Annotated in this window: 19 protein-coding genes; all 19 read right to left on the reverse strand. The window is 31.5% G+C overall.

Features of this window, described 5'->3' with window-relative positions:
• Positions 1-351 precede the first annotated feature (351 nt).
• A complete protein-coding gene (locus tag B3W71_RS01320; RefSeq protein ID WP_346887137.1) occupies positions 352-1,050 on the reverse strand; it encodes a diacylglycerol kinase in 699 nt (232 codons plus the stop codon).
• A gap of 44 nt (positions 1,051-1,094) precedes the next feature.
• Positions 1,095-1,598, reverse strand: coding sequence for an rRNA maturation RNase YbeY (ybeY, locus tag B3W71_RS01325; RefSeq protein ID WP_346887138.1), 504 nt, complete (start codon positions 1,596-1,598; stop codon positions 1,095-1,097).
• A 20-nt stretch (positions 1,599-1,618) separates the two neighbouring features.
• On the reverse strand, positions 1,619-3,973 hold the full coding sequence (locus B3W71_RS01330) for an HDIG domain-containing metalloprotein (protein ID WP_346887139.1): 2,355 nt from the start codon (positions 3,971-3,973) through the stop codon (positions 1,619-1,621).
• A gap of 14 nt (positions 3,974-3,987) precedes the next feature.
• A complete protein-coding gene (gene yqfD, locus B3W71_RS01335) occupies positions 3,988-5,151 on the reverse strand; it encodes a sporulation protein YqfD (RefSeq protein WP_346887140.1) in 1,164 nt (387 codons plus the stop codon).
• Entirely contained in the window at positions 5,135-5,428 is a 294-nt protein-coding gene (yqfC, locus tag B3W71_RS01340) for a sporulation protein YqfC (protein ID WP_346887141.1), read from the reverse strand. Before yqfC ends, yqfD begins: the two co-directional genes overlap by 17 nt.
• A 114-nt stretch (positions 5,429-5,542) precedes the next feature.
• Positions 5,543-5,992 (reverse strand): GatB/YqeY domain-containing protein, encoded by a 450-nt coding sequence (locus B3W71_RS01345; protein WP_346887142.1) that lies wholly within the window; start codon positions 5,990-5,992, stop codon positions 5,543-5,545.
• 21 nt (positions 5,993-6,013) lie between these two features.
• Complete coding sequence (gene rpsU, locus B3W71_RS01350) at positions 6,014-6,190, reverse strand: 30S ribosomal protein S21 (protein ID WP_035128888.1); 177 nt, start codon at positions 6,188-6,190, stop codon at positions 6,014-6,016.
• Positions 6,191-6,337: 147 nt separating this feature from the next.
• Positions 6,338-6,682 (reverse strand): histidine triad nucleotide-binding protein, encoded by a 345-nt coding sequence (locus tag B3W71_RS01355; protein WP_346887143.1) that lies wholly within the window; start codon positions 6,680-6,682, stop codon positions 6,338-6,340.
• Positions 6,683-6,801: 119 nt separating this feature from the next.
• Complete coding sequence (gene mtaB, locus B3W71_RS01360) at positions 6,802-8,100, reverse strand: tRNA (N(6)-L-threonylcarbamoyladenosine(37)-C(2))-methylthiotransferase MtaB (protein WP_346887144.1); 1,299 nt, start codon at positions 8,098-8,100, stop codon at positions 6,802-6,804.
• Complete coding sequence (locus B3W71_RS01365) at positions 8,097-8,855, reverse strand: 16S rRNA (uracil(1498)-N(3))-methyltransferase (RefSeq protein ID WP_346887145.1); 759 nt, start codon at positions 8,853-8,855, stop codon at positions 8,097-8,099. Before B3W71_RS01365 ends, mtaB begins: the two co-directional genes overlap by 4 nt.
• Before the next feature lie 203 nt (positions 8,856-9,058).
• Positions 9,059-9,994, reverse strand: a complete 936-nt coding sequence (gene prmA / locus B3W71_RS01370) for a 50S ribosomal protein L11 methyltransferase (protein ID WP_346887146.1) — start codon at positions 9,992-9,994, stop codon at positions 9,059-9,061.
• 269 nt (positions 9,995-10,263) lie between these two features.
• Positions 10,264-11,133, reverse strand: a complete 870-nt coding sequence (locus B3W71_RS01375; protein ID WP_346887147.1) for a YitT family protein — start codon at positions 11,131-11,133, stop codon at positions 10,264-10,266.
• Positions 11,134-11,500: 367 nt separating this feature from the next.
• Positions 11,501-12,628, reverse strand: a complete 1,128-nt coding sequence (dnaJ, locus tag B3W71_RS01380; RefSeq protein WP_346887148.1) for a molecular chaperone DnaJ — start codon at positions 12,626-12,628, stop codon at positions 11,501-11,503.
• A gap of 391 nt (positions 12,629-13,019) precedes the next feature.
• Positions 13,020-14,873, reverse strand: a complete 1,854-nt coding sequence (gene dnaK, locus B3W71_RS01385; RefSeq protein WP_346887149.1) for a molecular chaperone DnaK — start codon at positions 14,871-14,873, stop codon at positions 13,020-13,022.
• A 92-nt stretch (positions 14,874-14,965) separates the two neighbouring features.
• Positions 14,966-15,580 (reverse strand): nucleotide exchange factor GrpE, encoded by a 615-nt coding sequence (grpE, locus tag B3W71_RS01390; protein ID WP_346887351.1) that lies wholly within the window; start codon positions 15,578-15,580, stop codon positions 14,966-14,968.
• 72 nt (positions 15,581-15,652) lie between these two features.
• The gene (gene hrcA / locus B3W71_RS01395; RefSeq protein ID WP_346887352.1) at positions 15,653-16,690 is read right to left on the reverse strand and encodes a heat-inducible transcriptional repressor HrcA; all 1,038 of its coding nucleotides are present in this window, start codon (positions 16,688-16,690) and stop codon (positions 15,653-15,655) included.
• A 107-nt stretch (positions 16,691-16,797) separates the two neighbouring features.
• Positions 16,798-17,925 carry a radical SAM family heme chaperone HemW gene (hemW, locus tag B3W71_RS01400; protein WP_346887150.1) on the reverse strand — a complete coding sequence of 376 codons (1,128 nt, stop codon included), beginning with the start codon at positions 17,923-17,925 and terminating at the stop codon, positions 16,798-16,800.
• Positions 17,926-17,965: 40 nt separating this feature from the next.
• A complete protein-coding gene (gene lepA, locus B3W71_RS01405) occupies positions 17,966-19,771 on the reverse strand; it encodes a translation elongation factor 4 (RefSeq protein WP_346887151.1) in 1,806 nt (601 codons plus the stop codon).
• A gap of 257 nt (positions 19,772-20,028) precedes the next feature.
• Complete coding sequence (locus B3W71_RS01410) at positions 20,029-20,301, reverse strand: hypothetical protein (protein WP_346887152.1); 273 nt, start codon at positions 20,299-20,301, stop codon at positions 20,029-20,031.
• Positions 20,302-20,530: the final 229 nt, after the last annotated feature.

Raw genomic sequence — 20,530 nt, forward strand, 5'->3', positions numbered from 1 at the left:
GAAGCAAAGAACTCTGTTCATATTAGTTTACCATAGAATACGAATTTTATCACATTAATTTTTATAAGCTTATTAATTTACTTATCTTTTTAATTTGCAAGTTTTTTAATTTAATAGTATTTAAAATGTTGAGCTTGTACTTTGACATTATTGTTAGTGAATGCCATTNNCCATGAATATTTTATTACTTAGGGTTAATGAATGGTAAAATTGTAAAGCAACACAACTTGTTTGAGTGCATATGAGTTGTTGTGTTGTAGATTTTACCTTGAATAAAACCTTTAGTAAATCAATGCTTCGAAACGGCTGAGCGTCAATAATATAAGTACACGCTCAACATTAATCTAGTATTTATCCAATGAGTTGATATAAAAGCAAAGTTAGTAAACATCCGAAGGCTCCACCTAAAACTACTTCTAAAATGGAGTGTACATTAGAATCTACTCTGCTTTGTGCCACTATAAAGGCAAGCAGAAATGCCAATATCATTATCAGTGGCTCTGTAGTTAATAGAGTTATAGTGGTAGCTACTGCAAAAGCTATGGAGCTATGACCACTTGGCATTCCCCCTCTAAGTGGTGTACCTTCATCATATATAGCTTTTATAACTACAGTTGCAATACTTACTATTACTAGAAGGAGAAATATCATATGAGGGTCTGAACTTTTAATTTTTGAGAGAATAATTATAGAAAAAGGCAAGACCTTATCATAAAAAATTATGTATGCTACCAAAACTGCATTTATAGCCGTTACAAGCACAGCACCAGCTGCCACATTTTTCGCTATTTTAGCTAAAGGATGATAAAAGTTTGTAGTGGCATCAATTGCACACTCCACCGCTGTATTTATCATTTCCGCCACAATAACCATAGTTATTGTAATAGTAATCACTAAAAGTTCCATTTTCGTCATATCAAAGAAAAAACAAGCTGTTAGTACTAACATAGCTATTATCATATGTATTCTCATATTTCTTTGAGTTCGTATTGAATAAATTATTCCCTCTATAGCATAGTTAAAACTATCTATCAGCTTTTTTACCTTCATAATAATCCCACCTTAAATAAAACTACATGAAAAGCCTTATCTTTCTAATCTCTTTTAATATTAAACTCACTTAGGATCTCTTCTTCTCTAGCTCTCATTATTACTTTATCCTCATCTTCCATATGATCATAGCCTAACAAGTGAAGAATAGAATGTATTACTAGATAGCATACTTCTCTTATAAATGAGTGTTCAAATTCCTCACTTTGTTCCTTTGCTCTTTCTAATGATAATACTATGTCTCCAAGTACTAAGTTACCCTCATTTAAATCAATGGGTGAAAATTCATAGTTTAAATAGCACTGTTTAAACACCTTTTTATCTTCATAGTCTAGCATAGGAAAAGACAGCACATCTGTAGTTCTATCTATTCCTCTTGTATCTGCATTTATCTCTCTTATGGTTTCATTATCCACAAAAATTAGACTTACTTCATAGGGAACTAATACCTGTTCCTCTTTTAAAGCATAATCTATAATTTCCTTAATACTGTCTTTTAAATCTTTTTCAACTGAAATAAGACTTTGTCTATCATCCATGTAAATCATACTATATCTCCTATTTATATCTACCTTTCTTTTTCAGCTTCTTTCATTTGTATTGCTACTTTTTCTTTTTCCAGGTTTAATTGTTCTTCCTTAGAATCCACAAATTCCATATTTTCTTCATTATTTACCCAATTATCAGCTTCTATGCTTTCTTCCACAGATTCATGATTATTTTCCTGTAAATTATCTAGTTTATCATCTTTATTTTCTTTATGTGGATTACTCTCCTCAAGGACTTTTGTGACTTTCTCATTACCTAAATTAAGCTTATCTTTTGGATATTCTATTCTTTCATGATATATTCCAGATAAAACTTTTAGAAAGCTCTCTCTTATTTTTTCTACATCTTTAAAAGTTAAATCAGATTTTACAAATTGATTTTCATCAATTCTACTTTTAATTATGTTATTTACCATTTCCTCTATCTTCTTTTTATTAGGCTTATGAATAGATCTCACAGAAGCTTCCACTCCATCTGCCATCATTATAATGGTAGATTCCTTTGTTCTTGGTGGAGGTCCACCATATCTATAATCTGCTTCATTTACCTCGTCTGGATTTTCACTTTGATTCCTCATAGTAATATAAAAATATTTAGCAAGAGAATCTCCGTGATGTTCTCTTATAACGTCTATTATTGCTTCAGGTAGGTTATATTTTTGTGCTAACTTAACTCCATCTTCCACATGAGATAATATTATAGCAGCACTTAGAGCTGGAGACATATCATCATGAGGATTTGCTATACCTATTTGATTTTCCTTAAAATAATAAGGTCTCTCTAGTTTTCCAACGTCATGATAGTATGCAGCTACTCTAGCTAGTATTGGATTAGCTCCAACATTTTCTGCAGCCATCTCTGCTAAATTAGCAACTAATACAGAGTGATGATAAGTACCTGGAGCTTCTAAAAGCAATCTTCTCATCAAAGGATGATTAGGATTAGCTAGCTCTAAAAGTTTTATGTTCGTGATTATATCAAAGATATTTTCTAGGAATGGTAATATACCTATGGCTAATATTCCTGAAATAATAGCAGATACTCCTGTAAGCATAGCCTTATTAATTATGCTAGATATGTTAGTGCTTAAGAAATATCCCATGGCGCCAGTAAATATCACATTTATAACTCCAATTATAATACAAGAGTATAATATGTCATTTCTTTGCTGAACCCTCTTTAATACCATTGGAACCATTACTGCATTAAGCATAGCAAGCAGCATTAAATCTGCTGAAAACTTAACAATAAAAGATAGGAATATTACATTTAGTATTCCTATAGTCACAGAAGCTTTACTATCTATTAATACAGATAATAAAATTGAAATACAAGCAAAGGGAATGATGTATGGCGATATGAGAGTACATACCCTAGCTAACACTACTGTTAACACTGTTAACAAGTTTATTAATACAAATTTCCCATTATCCTCATATATATCTCTACGCTTTTCCTTTATATATATCCACTGTAAGCCTAATACTCCTCCTACGATTGCTAGTAAAACTATATTTAAATAAAATCCTGCAGATTTATCGTTATCTAAAAGTCCCAAATCATTCAAGAGTTCTATCTGAGATTCAGTAATAGGCTGACCCTCTGCTATTATGGTTTGATCCTTTTTATAGATTACAGGTTTCACATTTTTTGCTACATTTTGTCTTGCTTCCTCAGTTTTCTGATGATCTATAAAGTAGGTAACTTTAGTTTGAGAATACCCTATAGCCATAGATAAATCTTTAACATCCTTAGAATGACTCAAATTATTGAATTCAGAAGTTATATACCCCTGTGCCGCAACTATATCCTGAGGTTTACTTTCATATATTGGAGTGGTGTCATACAAATCATTCATGCACTTTATTATGTCTTCGTTGAGACTATTTAGTTGAGTATCATTTAAGGATAAAAGTATTCCGTAGTTTTCAAGAGAAAGATTTTGTATGGGACTTTGTTCCTTTAGCTTTTTCATCTTCGTTCCATTTATCTTTTCTTGTTCTGCCTTTATTTTTTCATTATCATCTTCATTAGAAGCATTATAAGGAGGATTTTCTGAATTCACCTTTTTAACTACTTCAAAAAGCTTATTTATATTATCTATAGCAGTTTTTCTTACATTAGCATCATAGGTGTAAGTTTCTTGTATGTGCGTTAGCTCCTCTTCTATATTTTTTTGAGTTGCTATCTTATCTTCTACATCCCTCGGTGCTTTAATATCAAATTTTGCTATTTCTCCTACTTGAAGGTTATACTTTTTATTTACTACTACAGAGCTTAAAATTAAATAAACTATTAATGTGGTAACTATGAAAGTAATATAGGGTTTTATTCTCGGAAACTTTCTCCTTGCTAGTATCTTTTTATATCCCATATCTACACCTCTTTTTAAGTCTCAGGGGATTTTTCTTCCTTTTCTACGTCTTTAGTTACAACCTGACTTTCTGCTATGTCCTCTTCTGCGGTAACTAAGACTCTAACTTCATATTGCTCATCTTGCTTTTTTACTTCTGGGGTAACATCTAATATTTTAACCCCTCTATCTAAGTTTAATGTAATTTTGTTTTGTAATTCTTTTATTATGGTTTCAGGATTAGTTTCTTCTTCTACATCTTCAGTCTCATAATAAGTTTCTTTTATAAAGATCCCCCAATTTTCTTCTATTTTATCATAAATTGCGTAGTTATTTAATGATTTCTTAAGATAAATTTTATTATTATTTATATTTACCCCATAGCGTACCTGTTTATTTCCTGTCCTTCTTTTCTCTGTAGTAGATATAGGTACCTGTGCAATTTCTTCATAGAAAGTAGTAGCATATATTCTTCCTTCAGCCTTTACCGAAAATTCTCTACCTTCTTTTCCTTCTTCACCCTTTACAATTAGATCTCCTTCATTAACCACTGTACCAGGAACCTTAACGGGAGTCCCTGCACTAGTATATATTCTATTTATAACACCACTTTTTTTAGCTACTAAATCCCCTGTATATTTTTTTTCTTTTATCTGTGGTGGTTCTTGCCTTTCTACTATTTCTACACTTAATTTTGAACCTTCAATTCTAACCTTAACCCACAGTATTTCATCTATATCTGTAATTAAATTTTCTTCGACTTTTAAAACATCTATACTATCCTTTTTACTTCCAACCATTATATCATAGCTTTTAAGTATATTTCTAACCTCTAAGGGCGCTAGATATTTATCTGTGGTTATATCTATACTCCAAATGAATCTACCACAATAATATAAAATGAAGAAAAATACAGCAATACCGCCAATCAAAATCTTTCTACTCCTTAACTTAAGATAAAAAAAGTTTATTCCCTTACGATCTAAAACTTTCATTTTCCCTTTAATTTTTTTAACTCCATCTTCTAAGTGATGATAATCTGATACTAAAATTTCAAGAGTTAAGGAGAAGGCATTATTTCTTCTTATATTTTTTATACTTACATTTTTGTTCCAGAGATAATTGAGAATTTTTTCACCCTCCACAGAATCTACCTGAACAGTTACATAGCTTTTATTAAAATTATTTATCCTCTTCATGGTTTTCATACACCATAGACCTAAAGTGTCCACTTAAAGTTATGGTGGTGCCTCCTACAAAAATTATTTCAAAATCCTCACCTAAAATTGTTAAAGCTCCAAGGGAAGTATTTATAACTAGTTCATCGGTACTAAATTTTATTATTCCTTTATGATTCTCTACCGTTACCTCTTTTCGTGCTACTGCCGTTACTTTAGGTAAATTAAGAGCTACATCTACAGGTAAGTCCATACCATATATAACCTTCTCTTTTACCCTCTCTAATTTATCACCCAACTATATCACCTCTAAATCATAAATTTTACTCTACAAAGTTTCTCTCTTAAATTTTATGATTTCTTTTCATGATAAATTACTTAAAATAAAAAGAACTCAGTAAAACTGAGTTCTTTATTTATTCAAATATTCTTTTACTATTTGACTAACTACTTTGCCATCTGCTCGACCATTTACTTTAGGTCTAACATCCGCCATAAGTTTTCCCATATCTTTAATGCTACTAGTACCAAGTTTTTCGGCTGACTCCATAACAATTTTTCGGATTTCTTCTTCCGTTAACTGCTGAGGAAGGTATTGTAATAAGATTTCTATTTCAGCTTTAGTTTGATCAACTAAATCTTGTCTATTTCCGTTCTCAAACTCAACTAAAGAATCTCTTCTTTGTTTAACTTCCTTAGCTAAAATTTCGATGACTTTATTATCATCTACTTCTGCTACCCCTGATTTTTCAACCAGTAAAATAGCAGCCTTAGCCATACTTATTACATTTGCTTTAAACTTATCTCTTTGTTTAATAGCATTTTTCCAGTCGTCCTGTAATGTTTCCTTAATGGATGACATTATTAAACCTTCTTTCAAATTCTACTTAAATTTTCTTTTTCTAGCAGCTTCTGATTTTTTCTTTCTTTTTACGCTTGGTTTTTCGTAATGCTCTCTCTTTCTAACTTCTGAAAGCACACCTGATCTTGCACATTTCTTTTTAAATCTTCTTAATGCATTCTCTAATGATTCATTTTCTCCAACTTTTATCTCTGACATTTATATCCCTCCCTCCGCTAGCTCAATTTAATTTTAATTAAAAGTAGCCAATGCGAGGCCTAAATAGCACATTTTCAATTATACAATTCACATTAACTTATGTCAAGATTTTCATTAGTTTTATTTGCATATTTTTAGTTGTTGTCTTTAGCCTGGTGGCCATTTTAGGTTTCTACCACCTAATAAATGAAAATGTAAGTGTGGTACAGTCTGGCCTCCGTGCTCTAAAGTATTAGTTACTACTCTATATCCACTATTAGCTATTCCCAGTTTTTTCACTAGTTCTGGTATGGTGGCGAAAATATGAGCTACTACACTGCTATTTTCTACGTTTATATCATTAACGCAGCCTATGTGCTCCTTTGGAATTATGAGAATATGCACAGGTGCTTCAGGACTTATGTCGTGAAATGCTAATATTTTCTCGTCTTCATATACTTTATTAGACGGAATTTCTCCCTTTGCTATTTTGCAAAATAAACAATCTGACATTTTTTCACCTCCATTCTTATTAGTAAAAACTTATACACCTAGTTATGTATAATATTACTTTTTATATCTTATATTATACTCTAAAAGTTCATGTTGGTGTATCCATATTATTGATAGTATTATATTATTCCTATCATATTTTCTTTTTCTATAGATATGATTTTCGTTGTTACTATCTTACCTTCTAGATTTTCTTTACTTTCAGTAATTACCTTTATATAATTTTCTGTATATCCTACATAAGTATTATTCTTGCCACTTATAGCTTCTTCATAGAGAACTTTCATTTCTTTTCCAATGAATCTTTCCATAAATTCTACTTCTAGAGTATTATTTAACTCTATTAATCTTTTACTTCTCTCTTCCTTTATAAGTCCATCTACCTGAAACGCCATCTCTGCAGCCTTAGTTCCAGTTCTTTTACTATATTTAAAGATGTGCATTTTACTTAGCTTTATATCCTTTAAGAATTCATAGGTATCTTCAAATTCAATATTAGATTCACCTGGGAATCCTGCAATTATATCTGTAGTTATAGATACATCCTTTATATATTTTCTAAGGTTTTCTACTACCTCCTTATATTCCTGTGCTGTATACTTTCTATTCATTCTTCTAAGGGTAGCATCACATCCACTTTGAAGTGATAAATGGAAGTGAGGACATATGTTCTTTAGAGCACATATTCTCTCTATTACTCCTTCAGTGAAAAAAGTTGGATCTATAGATCCTATTCTAATTCTTTCTATTCCTTCTATTTTATCTATCTCTTCTAGGATTTTAACTAGATTCCAATCACCCTCTAAGTCTACTCCATAGGAAGCAGTATGAACTCCTGATAAAATTATTTCTTTAAACCCATTTTTACTTAGTTCCTTTACTTCCTTCAATATTTGCTTAGGCTCTTTGCTACAAACTGCTCCCCTAGCAAAAGGAATTAAACAGTATGTACAGAACCTATTGCATCCATCCTGTATCTTTAAAAATGCTCTAGTTTTATCTTGATATTCATTGATAGCTAGCTCCTCAAATTTCTTATCTTTAAGAACATCCTTAACTTCTACCACTTGTTTTCTTTCTTCTCTTGCTCTGTTTACCCAATAAACAATATCACCTTTATTTCTACTTCCTAAGACTACATCCACACCTTCAATTTGTGCAATTTCATCAGAAGCTATTTGTGAATAACACCCAACCACAGCTATTATAGCATCTGGATTATGACGTCTTGCTCTTCCTATCATTTGTCTTGACTTTTTATCCCCCATATTAGTTACTGTGCATGTATTTATAACATAAACATCTGAAAATTCATCAAAACTCCCAACTTCATATCCCTCTTTTATGAATTTTTCTGCCATGGCTTCTGATTCATAAGAGTTAACTCTACACCCTAATGTATATAGTGCTACCTTCATCTTTCGTTACCTCCTAAGTCGCCAAGTTCATACATGATTAAGCTAAGTGCTACAAAGCCAGCAGTCTCTGTTCTTAATATCCTAGGTCCTAAGGTTACAATAAAAGCTCCCATATCCTTTAAAGCCTCAATTTCTTTTTCTTCAAACCCGCCCTCAGGTCCTATGATAATGGCTGCTGTTTCTATATTTTTATCTAATACTTGGCTTTTTACATATTTTATTCCTAAATTTTCTTGATTTTCATAAGGTACTATAATTAAATCAAAGTTTTTTAATTCTTCCATTAATTCATTAAAATCTATAGGTTGGTTTATAGTTGGTATTATGCTTCTCTTACTTTGCTTGCAAGCTTCCAAAGCTATTCTATTCCATCTATCTACCTTTTTAAATTCTGAGGATTCATTACCTTTTACTACAACTCTCTCTGTAATTATAGGTGTAATTTCATTAACTCCTAATTCAGTACACTTTTGAGCTATTAAATCCATCTTAGCCGCCTTTGGTAATCCCTGAAAAAGATGAACCTTTAAAGAGCTCTCATTATTTAAAGCTACCTTTTCAACTAAGGTTACTCTTACTTCTTTTTTATTTACCTCTAAGATTTCTCCTATATATTCAATACCTTTACAGTTATTAATGTTTACTTTATCCCCTTCTTTAAGCCTAAGTACCTTATATATGTGCTTAACATCATCGCCTTCAATGATGCATAGATTTTCATTTATGTTGCTATCTTCCACAAAAAATTTATGCATTTTAAATATACTCCCATCACTTAACTTTGTTCTTTAAATCCCTTTCTAAGGCATCTGAAAATAAATAATAAGTCAAAGATGAGAAGTATATTTTGAGTTAGACAAGGAANNTATTTTTTGAAGATGCCTAAATCATTAATAAGACTTAACAGTGAAATTTTGACTATAATAATTTTAAACTTGCTTAAGTCATAAGTAAATAGTTATTTTTGGGCAACAATACAAATCCATTCTCCATCTTCCATGACTTCTTCAATTTTAAAGCCTAGACTTTCTAGCTTCTCAGATACTTTATCTCTTTGAGTATTTAAAATACCAGAAGCTATGAAATATCCTTCTTTCTCTAAAAACTCTCTTACACCATCACTTAAAAGCATAATTATATCAGCTAAAATGTTAGCTACTATTATATCAGCTTTACCTTCTACTACTTCCATTAAATCTCCATGAAGAATTTCAATGTTATTTAAGTCATTAAATCCAACATTCTTATTAGCTGATTCTACAGCTACTGGATCTAAGTCTACTCCCACTACATGGTTTGCTCCTAGTTTAGCTGCAGCTATAGATAATATTCCAGAACCAGTTCCTATATCAAATACAGTAGTATCTTCTTTTACCTTCTTCTCTAAAGCTTTTATACACATTCTTGTAGTTTCATGGGTTCCTGTTCCAAAGGCCATACCTGGATCTAATTCCACTATAACCTCTTCAGGTTTTTTCTCATAGTTTTCCCATGTAGGCTTTACTACAATTCGTTCACCAATCTTAGTTGGCTTATAGTACTGTTTCCAGTTATTTGCCCAATCATCTTGATTTACTTTATGATAAGTAACTATGCCCTCGCCTTTATCAAAGCCAAATTCACCTAATTTATCTACACTTTCTTTTATGTAATTTAGAGTATTCATAAAGTTTTCACTATCTTGGAAATACCCTTTAACCATAGCTCCTTGTTCAATAGTTAGAACTGATTCATTTATAAAGTCTGCATAACCTAAATTCTTCTTTTTAAATTCCACATCTGCCACATCTTCTATGGAAACACCTTCTACATCACAGTTATAAAGAAAGCCCGCTACGGCTTCTGTAGCTTCACTACTTGTAAGTATAGTTATTTCAAACCAATCCTTATCCATATTAATTTCCTCCTATATCTACATATTAAATGTTATTATATTTAATTTAAATCAATAATAGTTAATAAGTTTCAGATATACTCTTCCATCTGAAATCAAAAACTACCTTTACATTATCGCCATAAATTTCATTTCCAATGTATATGGTATTACAACAAAGTCCATTATACACTAAATAATCTTTATTGTGTAATCGCATCTAGCAAAATAATAAAATAACTCCTTCTTGGCAATAGTAATAGTTATCTATCCAAGAAGGAGTTATTTACTTATGGTATAGTAGGGTCCTTAAATCCGAGTCCAAAAGCTTCATCAAAAGGACAAATCATAGTCATAGCAGTTGGATCTATGGTACTTACAACTCTACGCAAATTGTATACCTGGGCTTTACTACAAGCACACATTAACATTTGACGGCTTTCTCCTGAAAAGGCCCCTGTAACATTCATTATAGTAACACCACGGCCAATTTCTTTTCCAATGACCTCAGCAATGGTTGTACCATGATTTGTGATAACCATGGCCATTTTTCCCGCTTCAAAACCTGACATGATTTTATCTATCACTGTAGAAGTAACTATAGTCGTAATAATCCCTAGCAATACGGCATCAACACTTCCAAATACTACTCCACCTAAAAGTATAACACAGCCATCAATTCCAATAGTAATTTGACCAATGGATAAGTGAGGTACTTTTTTTCTTACTGAAAGAATTAAGAAATCTGTTCCACCAGTAGATGAATTACGCATATAAATTAGCGCAAGTCCAGCTCCTGATAAAACCCCAGTGAAAATAGCTGCAAGTAATGGATTTCCTGAATAAATTGGGAAAAGAGGAAATACTACATCCATAAAGAAGGCTGAAATTACCATAGTTTTTAAAGATTTAATTAAAAACCATTTTCCTAATACTTTATAACTTATTATTATAATTGGTATGTTAAGTAGTAAACTACATATACCTATGGGTAATTTAGTAAAGTGATTTATAATTATAGATAACCCTGAAATTCCACCAGGAGCAAAGTGTGCTGATAGTGCAAAAGTATAAATACCTGCAGCATAGAGTATACTACCAATGATGTCATAAAAGGTATCAATGGTAAAGTTATAAATACTTTGTTTTTCGATTTTCATGCTATTGTTCCCAACCCTTATATATTAAATTTATGACTTATAATTTTGTAGAAAGTAACATATTTTAAACAAAAATAAAAGGCTTACTAGTCACTTATATACTTAGCTTCTATCCTTCTAGCGATTAAAGTGCAATAAACCCTAAAACCTATTAAATTCTACAGTAATATTATAAATGAACTATTTACCAAAATCAATTATACAACTTCAAAAATATTCTTATTGTTATCTCTATTCCTATCTTTCTTTATATTATTAATTAGATTTATCATTCTTTATTTACTCTATCAAAATAGCTAAAGCCCCATACTTAACTATTATAAGACTTTAGCTATTTTACTATATTCATTGGTTATATTATTATTTCTTATGACTTTCCAAATAATCCTTTTTTGTGTTTTTTCTTTTCTACGGTCACTTCTGGTACTTCTCCACTAGCTTCCATAAACATTCTTAAAGCTTCCTCTTGTTTTTCATTTAAAGATTTTGGCACATCTACTATTACCTTAACATAGTGATCTCCTCTACCTGCTGAATTAACTCTAGGAACCCCCTTAGATTTTAATCTAAACACTGTTCCTGGCTGGGTACCTGCTGGAACCTTATAAGTAACATCTCCATCTACCGTTGGAACCTTTATATCTGTACCAAATGTAGCCTTTGCAAAGGATATATGAGTCTCCATATGGATATCAAAGCCTTTACGTTTAAATACTTCATGAGGTGCAACCCTTATGTTTATATAAAGATCTCCTGCTGGGCCTCCATTTTCACCTGCTTCACCTTGTCCTCTAAGTGGCATTACATTTCCTGTATCTACACCTGACGGAACCTTCACAGTTAAATTTCTAGTTTTTCTTTCTTTTCCTGTTCCTCTACAAGTTGTGCATTGGTCCTCTATTATAGCACCCTTACCTCCACAAGCATCACAGGTAGTAGTTGTAGAAATAACCCCTAGTGGAGTCCTTCTTTGAACATTTATTTTACCTCTTCCACTACACTTAGAACAAGTCTTAGGACTAGTACCTGCTTTAGCTCCTGTGCCTCCGCAAGTTTCACATTTTTCTCTTCTAGTAACTTTAATTTCCTTCTCACAGCCAAATACAGCCTCTTCAAAAGTTAAATTTAAATTGAACTCTAAATCTGCACCCTTTCTTGGAGCATTTTTATTAGAAGAAGAGGAGAATCCTCCACCAAAGATATCACTGAAAATATCTCCAAAACCTCCAAAACCTCCACCGAAATCAAATCCATCAAAGCCTTGAGCTCCATTGAAGTCAGCTGTACCAAATTGGTCATATCTTTGTCTTTTTTCTGGATCTGATAAAACCTGATAAGCTTCATTTATTTCTTTAAACTTTTCCTCTGCTTCAGTATTCCCTTGATTCCTATCTGGATGATACTTCAAAGCAGACTTTTTAAACGCTTTTTTTATATCGTCATCGCTAGCACTTTTATCTACACCAAGTACTTCATAATAATCCTTATTAGCCATATTTAAAATTCACCACCTATTTTACTTCGATTAATATATTAAAATATATTATGTATAATTTCAACCATGTATTAATGCAAATAATTGGAACTTTAACATTGAAAGCTAATTATACATTCAATCTTAAATACATTTATATGCTTTACTACTATATTTAAACTCTAATGAAACTCATTCCCATATGTATTTTTTAAGGAAACTCCTTTTCACTTTGTTCAAATGAGTAAGTTCCACTACCCAAATTAAAATTTGGAGTGTCACTTATCTTCCCATTGCTAAATCATAGATTTAGATGTTCATTTAAGTTTCACTGTCCAAATTAAAATCTGGAGTGTCACTTAAATTAAGGGATGAATGTTTCATCATCCCTTAACCATATTAAAGTTTATTCTTAGTCTACTTTAAAATCAGCATCTACAACATTATCATCATGTGGTGCATCTTGAGCTCCTGCTCCTGCTTCTCCACCCATGTTGTTTGGATCAAAACCTTCTGCTCCTGGTTGAGCACCTTCAGCTTGGTATACCTTTGAAGATACAGCGTAGAATTCTTGTGTTAATTCTTCTGTAGCTTTTTTAATAGCTTCTATGTCTTCTCCGTCTTTAACTGATTTTAATACTTGAATTCTTTGTTCTATCTTAGCTTTATCATCAGCAGAAACTTTATCTCCAAGGTCAGCTAAAGTTTTTTCTGTTTGGTAAACCATTTGATCTGCAGTGTTTTTAACTTCTATAGCTTCTTTTCTCTTCTTGTCTTCTTCTGCAAATCTTTCTGCTTCATTTACTGCATTTTGGATTTCATCATCACTTAAGTTAGTTGAAGCTGTGATAGTGATGTTAGCTTCTTTTCCAGTTCCTTTATCCTTAGCAGAAACTTTAACTATACCGTTAGCATCTATATCAAAAGTAACTTCTATTTGAGGAATTCCTCTTGGAGCTGCTGCAATTCCAGAAAGAGTGAATCTTCCTAAAGTTTTGTTGTCAGCTGCCATTTGTCTTTCACCTTGAACTACGTGAATTTCAACAGATGTTTGACCGTCTGCTGCAGTTGAGAATACTTGACTCTTCTTAGTTGGAATTGTTGTATTTCTTTCGATTAATGCTGTAGCAACTCCACCTAAAGTTTCAATTCCTAAAGTTAATGGTGAAACATCAAGAAGTAATACGTCTTTAACATCTCCTGTTAAAACTCCACCTTGAATAGCTGCACCTGCTGCAACACATTCATCTGGGTTAACTCCTTTTGATGGTTCTTTTCCTGTAAAGTTTTTAACTGCTTCTACAACAGCTGGAATTCTTGTAGATCCACCAACTAATACAATCTTATCGATTTCTCCTATTGAAAGATCCGCATCTTGAAGAGCTTTTCTCATTGGCTCAATAGTTCTTTGTACTAAATCATGAGTTAATTCATTGAATTTAGCTCTTGTTAGATTCATATCTATATGCTTTGGACCTGTAGCATCAGCTGTGATGAATGGAAGATTGATGTTTGTTTGAGTAGAAGATGATAACTCTATTTTAGCTTTTTCAGCGGCTTCTTTTAATCTTTGAAGTGCCATTTTATCATTTCTTAAATCAATTCCATTAGAAGCTTTGAAAGTTTCAGCTATATAATCCATAACTTTTTGGTCAAAGTCATCTCCACCAAGACGAGTATCTCCATTTGTAGATTTAACTTCGAAAACTCCATCCCCAAGTTCTAGGATAGATACGTCAAAAGTACCACCACCAAGGTCATATACAAATATTTTTTGGTTTGTATCCATTTTGTCAAGACCATAAGCAAGAGATGCAGCTGTTGGCTCGTTTATGATTCTCTTAACATCAAGTCCTGCAATTCTTCCTGCGTCTTTAGTTGCTTGTCTTTGGCTATCATTAAAATATGCTGGAACTGTAATAACAGCTTCTGTAACTGTTTCTCCTAAATAAGCTTCAGCATCTGCTTTTAATTTTTGAAGTACCATTGCTGATATTTCTTGAGGAGTATACTCTTTTCCATCTATATTTACTTTATGATTTGTTCCCATTTCTCTTTTTATTGAGATTATAGTTTTATCTGGGTTTGTTATTGATTGTCTTTTTGCAACTTGACCAACAAGTCTTTCGCCATCTTGTAAGAAAGATACTACTGATGGAGTAGTTCTAGCACCTTCTGCATTTGGTATTATAACTGGATCTCCACCTTCCATAACTGATACACATGAGTTTGTTGTTCCTAAATCGATTCCTATTATTTTTGCCATTATAATTTCCTCCTACAATTAATATGTTATCTTTTTATCTAATTAAATTTATATATCTTAATTGAAAACCTAAATTTTTATAGGTAAATAGACTAATTTACTACTTTAACCATACTATATCTTAATACTTTATCACCTTTTTTATATCCCTTTAAGAATACTTCAGCTACTTGGTTCTTTCCTAGATTTTCATCCTCCATATGCATTACTGCATTGTGGAAGTTAGGATCGAATTCTCCATCAGATGAAATTTCTTCAACTCCTAGCTTTTCAAAGGAGCTTTCAAATTGATTTATAGTTAATTCTATACCTTTTTTAAGATCTTCTGTGCTACCATCTACCGAAATAGCTCTTTCTAAGTTATCTAACACCGGTATCATTTCCTTTAATACATCTGCACAGGCTTCTGCATAGATATTTTCTTTTTCTTTAGAAGTTCTTTTTCTAAAGTTATCGTACTCAGCTACAGTTCTTAATAATTTATCTTTTAAAGATTCATTTTCTTCTTTAAGCTCTTTAATTTCTTCTTTACGATTTTTAAATTTCTTCATCTCATCTTCTTTCTCCTCTTCCTCTTTAACTTCTGAGGATTCTTCATAAGGAGTTCCTTCCTCTTGACTTTTAGTCGTTTCAGAAGTTTCATTATCTATAATTTCATCCGCATTACCTTCCATATAATTTTTGTCTGGCTCTTTGCTTTCTTCCATATTATTTTGCAATGCTCTTCCCTCCAATCTAAATACTTATCTCATTTAATTTGAGTATATATAAGTCCACATCTAATATGAATCATATATGTTCGAAATTTTACTATTTATTTCATCCACCACAGTATCAAGAACAGCTATAACTTTATCATAATGAATTCTTGTAGGGCCTATAACCCCTATAGTTCCCATAATACGTCCATTACAGCTGTAGCTAGCAGTGATTATACTACATTCCTTGGCACATTCTACAAAGTTTTCTTCTCCTATACTAATGAATAGAGAATCTCTATTCATTTTGCTAAGAATTTGATTTAGATTTTCCTCACTATTTATTAGACCTAAAAATGCCTTTGCTTTATCTATGTTATTATATTCAGGATAATTGAATATATTTGTAGCACCCTTAGTATAAATTTCAATGGAATCTCCCAACACTAGAGTTTCATGAAGGACAGGAATTATACTATCAAATATCTCTTCATATCCAACTAATTCACTTTTTAAATTTACAAGAAAATCTAAAGTTATTTGCTCTATACTAATTCCTACAAGTAGTCTATTGAGAGCATTATTCACTTTTATTAGTTTATTGTCATCTACTGGATTTGTTACTCTAATAGTATTATTTTTTATATTACCATTGTCTGTTATTATAGTAGATAAAATTATATGTTTTTCTATTGCTAATAATTTTATATACTTAATACTAGACTTTTTAACAGGAGCAACTTTTACTACAGAAGTCAGTCTAGTAATATTAGAAAGTACCTCTATGGCACCTTTAATTATACTATCTATTTCACTAATAGATGTATCCTTTATTAGATCATGTCTTATAGTTTCATGCTCTTCTTCTGTAAGCCTACTAGGGGTCATAAGTCTATCTACGTAAAGTCTATACCCCTTATCAGAAGGTCGTCTTCCAGAGGATGAATGTAATTGTTCTAGAAATCCCATTTCTTCAAGATCAGCCATTTCATTTCTAATAGTAGCCGAACTTATTCCTAAATCGTATTTCTTAGATATGGTTCTTGAACCTACAGGTTCTCCATAAGTTATATAATCATCTATTATAGCCTGCAAGATTTTAATTTTTCTTTCATCCATATCCATTTTATCACCTCTTTGTTAGCACTCACCGCTCATGAGTGCTAATGACTATATTTAATATATATCACTTATAAAATTTAATGTCAATATCATTCATAAATTATTTACAAAATAAAATCTGCCATAATTTGATTGCTAATTTCTATTCCTCTTTTAGTAAGATATAGTCTATTACCTTCTAAATTTAATAGATTCAAATTTATATATTTATTTATAACATCTTTATATTTTTCAAAGATAGATATGTTGAATCTTCTACTAAATTCTTCTACGCTTATGCCTTCAATTTTTCTTAATCCTAAAAACATAAACTCCTCCATATCATCCTTTAATGAATTAGTATTCCTCTCCACAACTGCTGATTTTTTACTTTTAATATTCATAATATATGGTGTGATTTTTTCTTCATTTCTATACCTCTGGCCATTAACATAAGAATGGGAAGAGGAACCACACCCAATATAATTTTCTAGATTCCAATATATTTTATTATGCTTACACTCTAATCTATCCTTTGCAAAATTAGAAATCTCGTATTGATGATATCCTTTTGATGTCAAGAAATTAATAGCTTCAGCATACATATTTCTTTCCACTTCTTCACTAGGTAAAATTAATTTATCTTTCTCATAAAGATCAAAAAATCTGGTTCCCTCCTCTATAATTAAACTATAGCAAGATATGTGCTCTGGATTTAACTCTACAACTTGGGTCAAAGTTTCTTTCCACTGATTTAAACTTTGATTTGGTAATCCAAACATTAAATCTACATTTATATTATTAAAACCAAAGTTTCTTAGCATTTCATAGCTATGTTTAAAATCTTCAAGAGAGTGAATTCTTCCTAATGACTTAAGATGACACTGCTGGACTGCTTGAAGTCCCATAGAAATTCTATTTACTCCCATGTTTTTGAATATCTTTAGTTGTTCTTCATTAAAAGTTTTAGGATTTCCTTCTATTGTAAACTCAAAACCTTCCTCTATCCTGTTTAATTTTTTTATAGATTTTTCTATAACTTCCCAACCTTCAATGCACAAATAGGTGGGAGTTCCCCCACCTATAAATATTGTGCTTATAATTTTATCTTGGCAAGAAACTTCAATTTCTTCACTTAATGCTTTAGCATAGTCTATCATTAGACCTTCTTTGCCACTATAGGAAGGAAAATCACAGTAATGACATTTCATTTTACAAAAGGGTATATGAATATATAATCCTACTGTGTTCATTTTTCTTCTCCTTTTATCATTTATATATACCTAAACTTAACTAGTCAACTTTAAGTACTGCCATGAATGCTTCTTGTGGAACTTCAACACTTCCCACTTGTCTCATTCTCTTCTTACCTTCTTTTTGTTTTTCAAGAAGCTTCTTCTTTCTTGAAATATCTCCACCATAGCACTTAGCAAGTACGTCTTTTCTCATAGCTTTTACAGTTTCTCTAGCTATTATTTTTGCTCCTATAGCTGCTTGAATTGGTACTTCAAACATCTGTCTTGGAATTATTTCCTTAAGCTTTTCTGTCATAGCTCTTCCTCTGTGGTAAGCTCTATCTGCTGGAACTATCATTGATAGTGCATCCACAACATCTCCATTAAGTAATATATCAAGCTTAACAAGTTCAGTTCTCTTATATCCTTTAAGCTCATAGTCAAAGGATGCATATCCTCTAGTTCTAGATTTTAAAGCATCAAAGAAATCATATACTATTTCATTAAGTGGAATATCATAGTTAATTACAACTCTTGTTTCTTCAATATATTGCATATCTATGAAAGTTCCTCTCTTTTCTTGGCATAGCTCCATGATTGCTCCTACATAATCTGAAGGTGCTATAATAGAAGCTTTTACTTCTGGTTCTTCCATATAAGATATTTCGCTTGGTTCTGGTAAATTAGTTGGGTTTGTAATCTCTATAATCTCACCATCTGTCTTAGCTACTTTATAAACAACGGAAGGTGCAGTGGTGATTATATCTAGATTAAATTCTCTTTCAATTCTCTCTTGAATTATCTCCATGTGAAGTAAACCTAGGAATCCACATCTAAATCCGAAGCCTAAAGCTATGGATGTCTCTGGTTCAAAGGATAAAGCTGCATCATTAAGCTGTAGCTTTTCAAGCGCTTCCTTTAAAGCTTCATATTTAGCTCCATCTACAGGGTATATACCACTAAATACCATAGGTATAGCTGGCCTATATCCTTCTAGTGGATCTGCTGTAGGTCTGTTAGCTTCTGTGATAGTATCTCCAGCTCTAGCATCTTTTACATTTCTAATTGCTGCACTTAAATATCCAACATCTCCTGCTCTAAGTTCCTCCACCTTCAATGGTCCTGGAGTAAATACTCCAACCTCTGTTACATCATATACTTTATTAGTATTCATTAGTTTAATCTTAGTTCCTGGTTTTACTACTCCGTCAAATACTCTTATATAAGTTACTACACCCTTATAGGAGTCATAGTAAGAGTCAAAGATTAAAGCCTTAAGAGGAGCTTCTTCATCTCCACCGGGTGCTGGAACTTTCTCTATAACAGTTTTAATTACATCCTCTATGTTTAATCCTGTTTTAGCAGATATTAATGGTGCATCATCTGCTGGAATTCCTATAACATCTTCAATTTCTTGCTTAACCTCATCAGGTCTCGCACTTTGAAGGTCTATTTTATTTATAACTGGAGCAATTTCTAAGTCATGATCTAATGCTAAATAGCAGTTTGCAAGGGTTTGTGCTTGTATACCTTGAGTTGCATCTACAACTAATATAGCTCCTTCACAAGCGGCTAAGCTTCTAGAAACCTCATAGTTAAAATCTACGTGACCTGGAGTATCTATTAGGTTCAGAATGTATTCTTCCCCCTCTTCGGTTCTATGTATAAGTCTTGCTGCCTGAGCTTTGATTGTAATTCCTCTTTCTCTTTCTAACTCCATATTATCTAATACTTGTTCTTCCATCTCTCTAGCTGTTAAAGTACCTGTTTTCTCAAGTAATCTATCCGCTAAAGTAGATTTACCATGGTCTATGTGTGCTACTATAGAAAAATTTCTTATATGTTTTTGTCTGTTAGTTTGCATCTACTTAATTACCCCCGTAAATTTATATTAATTCTTTACTAAATACTATAAGTTAAGAGATATTAATTTACCCATCTTACATTCTTATTGCTTCCTTCAATTTATGGCTTTTAGTTTTTTACTTTATTTATTAAAGTTTTAGTAAAGTTATTCTTCCTAATCTAATTATCAACTATACTAAGTTAGATAATAAACCAAGATAAATTATACCATAATATAAAGGTTTATTGTCAATATAGTTTATAATGTTATACTTTTTATTGGAAGATTAAATCTTTAATATTGTCTCCTATAACTTTAATGCCCTTAATAAAACCCTTAAAAGGCTCGCCATTTAAAATTATATTAAACTCTCCTACATCTATATTAATCTTTGATAACCCTTCATTACTAGTTACATAAAAGCTTGAGTTCTGCCTTACAACTTGGGGTAAAGTCATATTTACCTTTAAAATACCATATATCATAAAAACTATAGAGCCTATTATTAAAATTTTACATATTCTTCTCCTTAATATTTTAGTATTCATAATTCTCTCCTTTGCATAAAAAAAGCTACTTCATTTTCTATGAAAAATCAGATCTCACTCTAAATATTCAACTGATTTTTTTCAATAAAAAAAGCACCTCATATTTAATGATGTACTTATTCTTACACTTTTATTCACAAGTGATCCTCTAAATCCACGATTTAACTAGGTGAACTTACTCATTTGAACGAAATGAAGGGGCTTTCACAAAATATATCACTAATCTTAT

This window comes from Clostridium sp. UBA1056, assembly GCA_002316385.1.
Taxonomy (GTDB): domain Bacteria; phylum Bacillota; class Clostridia; order Clostridiales; family Clostridiaceae; genus Clostridium_J.

What these genes read in the sequence shown, in the direction of transcription:
- B3W71_RS01320 (WP_346887137.1), bottom strand. Translation starts at nt 1,050, where the DNA reads ATGAAGGTAAAAAAGCTGATAGATAGTTTTAACTATGCTATAGAGGGA.
- ybeY (WP_346887138.1), bottom strand. Translation starts at nt 1,598, where the DNA reads ATGATTTACATGGATGATAGACAAAGTCTTATTTCAGTTGAAAAAGAT.
- B3W71_RS01330 (WP_346887139.1), bottom strand. Translation starts at nt 3,973, where the DNA reads ATGGGATATAAAAAGATACTAGCAAGGAGAAAGTTTCCGAGAATAAAA.
- yqfD (WP_346887140.1), bottom strand. Translation starts at nt 5,151, where the DNA reads ATGAAGAGGATAAATAATTTTAATAAAAGCTATGTAACTGTTCAGGTA.
- B3W71_RS01345 (WP_346887142.1), bottom strand. Translation starts at nt 5,992, where the DNA reads ATGTCATCCATTAAGGAAACATTACAGGACGACTGGAAAAATGCTATT.
- rpsU (WP_035128888.1), bottom strand. Translation starts at nt 6,190, where the DNA reads ATGTCAGAGATAAAAGTTGGAGAAAATGAATCATTAGAGAATGCATTA.
- B3W71_RS01355 (WP_346887143.1), bottom strand. Translation starts at nt 6,682, where the DNA reads ATGTCAGATTGTTTATTTTGCAAAATAGCAAAGGGAGAAATTCCGTCT.
- mtaB (WP_346887144.1), bottom strand. Translation starts at nt 8,100, where the DNA reads ATGAAGGTAGCACTATATACATTAGGGTGTAGAGTTAACTCTTATGAA.
- B3W71_RS01365 (WP_346887145.1), bottom strand. Translation starts at nt 8,855, where the DNA reads ATGCATAAATTTTTTGTGGAAGATAGCAACATAAATGAAAATCTATGC.
- prmA (WP_346887146.1), bottom strand. Translation starts at nt 9,994, where the DNA reads ATGGATAAGGATTGGTTTGAAATAACTATACTTACAAGTAGTGAAGCT.
- B3W71_RS01375 (WP_346887147.1), bottom strand. Translation starts at nt 11,133, where the DNA reads ATGAAAATCGAAAAACAAAGTATTTATAACTTTACCATTGATACCTTT.
- dnaJ (WP_346887148.1), bottom strand. Translation starts at nt 12,628, where the DNA reads ATGGCTAATAAGGATTATTATGAAGTACTTGGTGTAGATAAAAGTGCT.
- dnaK (WP_346887149.1), bottom strand. Translation starts at nt 14,873, where the DNA reads ATGGCAAAAATAATAGGAATCGATTTAGGAACAACAAACTCATGTGTA.
- grpE (WP_346887351.1), bottom strand. Translation starts at nt 15,580, where the DNA reads ATGGAAGAAAGCAAAGAGCCAGACAAAAATTATATGGAAGGTAATGCG.
- hrcA (WP_346887352.1), bottom strand. Translation starts at nt 16,690, where the DNA reads ATGGATGAAAGAAAAATTAAAATCTTGCAGGCTATAATAGATGATTAT.
- hemW (WP_346887150.1), bottom strand. Translation starts at nt 17,925, where the DNA reads ATGAACACAGTAGGATTATATATTCATATACCCTTTTGTAAAATGAAA.
- lepA (WP_346887151.1), bottom strand. Translation starts at nt 19,771, where the DNA reads ATGCAAACTAACAGACAAAAACATATAAGAAATTTTTCTATAGTAGCA.
- B3W71_RS01410 (WP_346887152.1), bottom strand. Translation starts at nt 20,301, where the DNA reads ATGAATACTAAAATATTAAGGAGAAGAATATGTAAAATTTTAATAATA.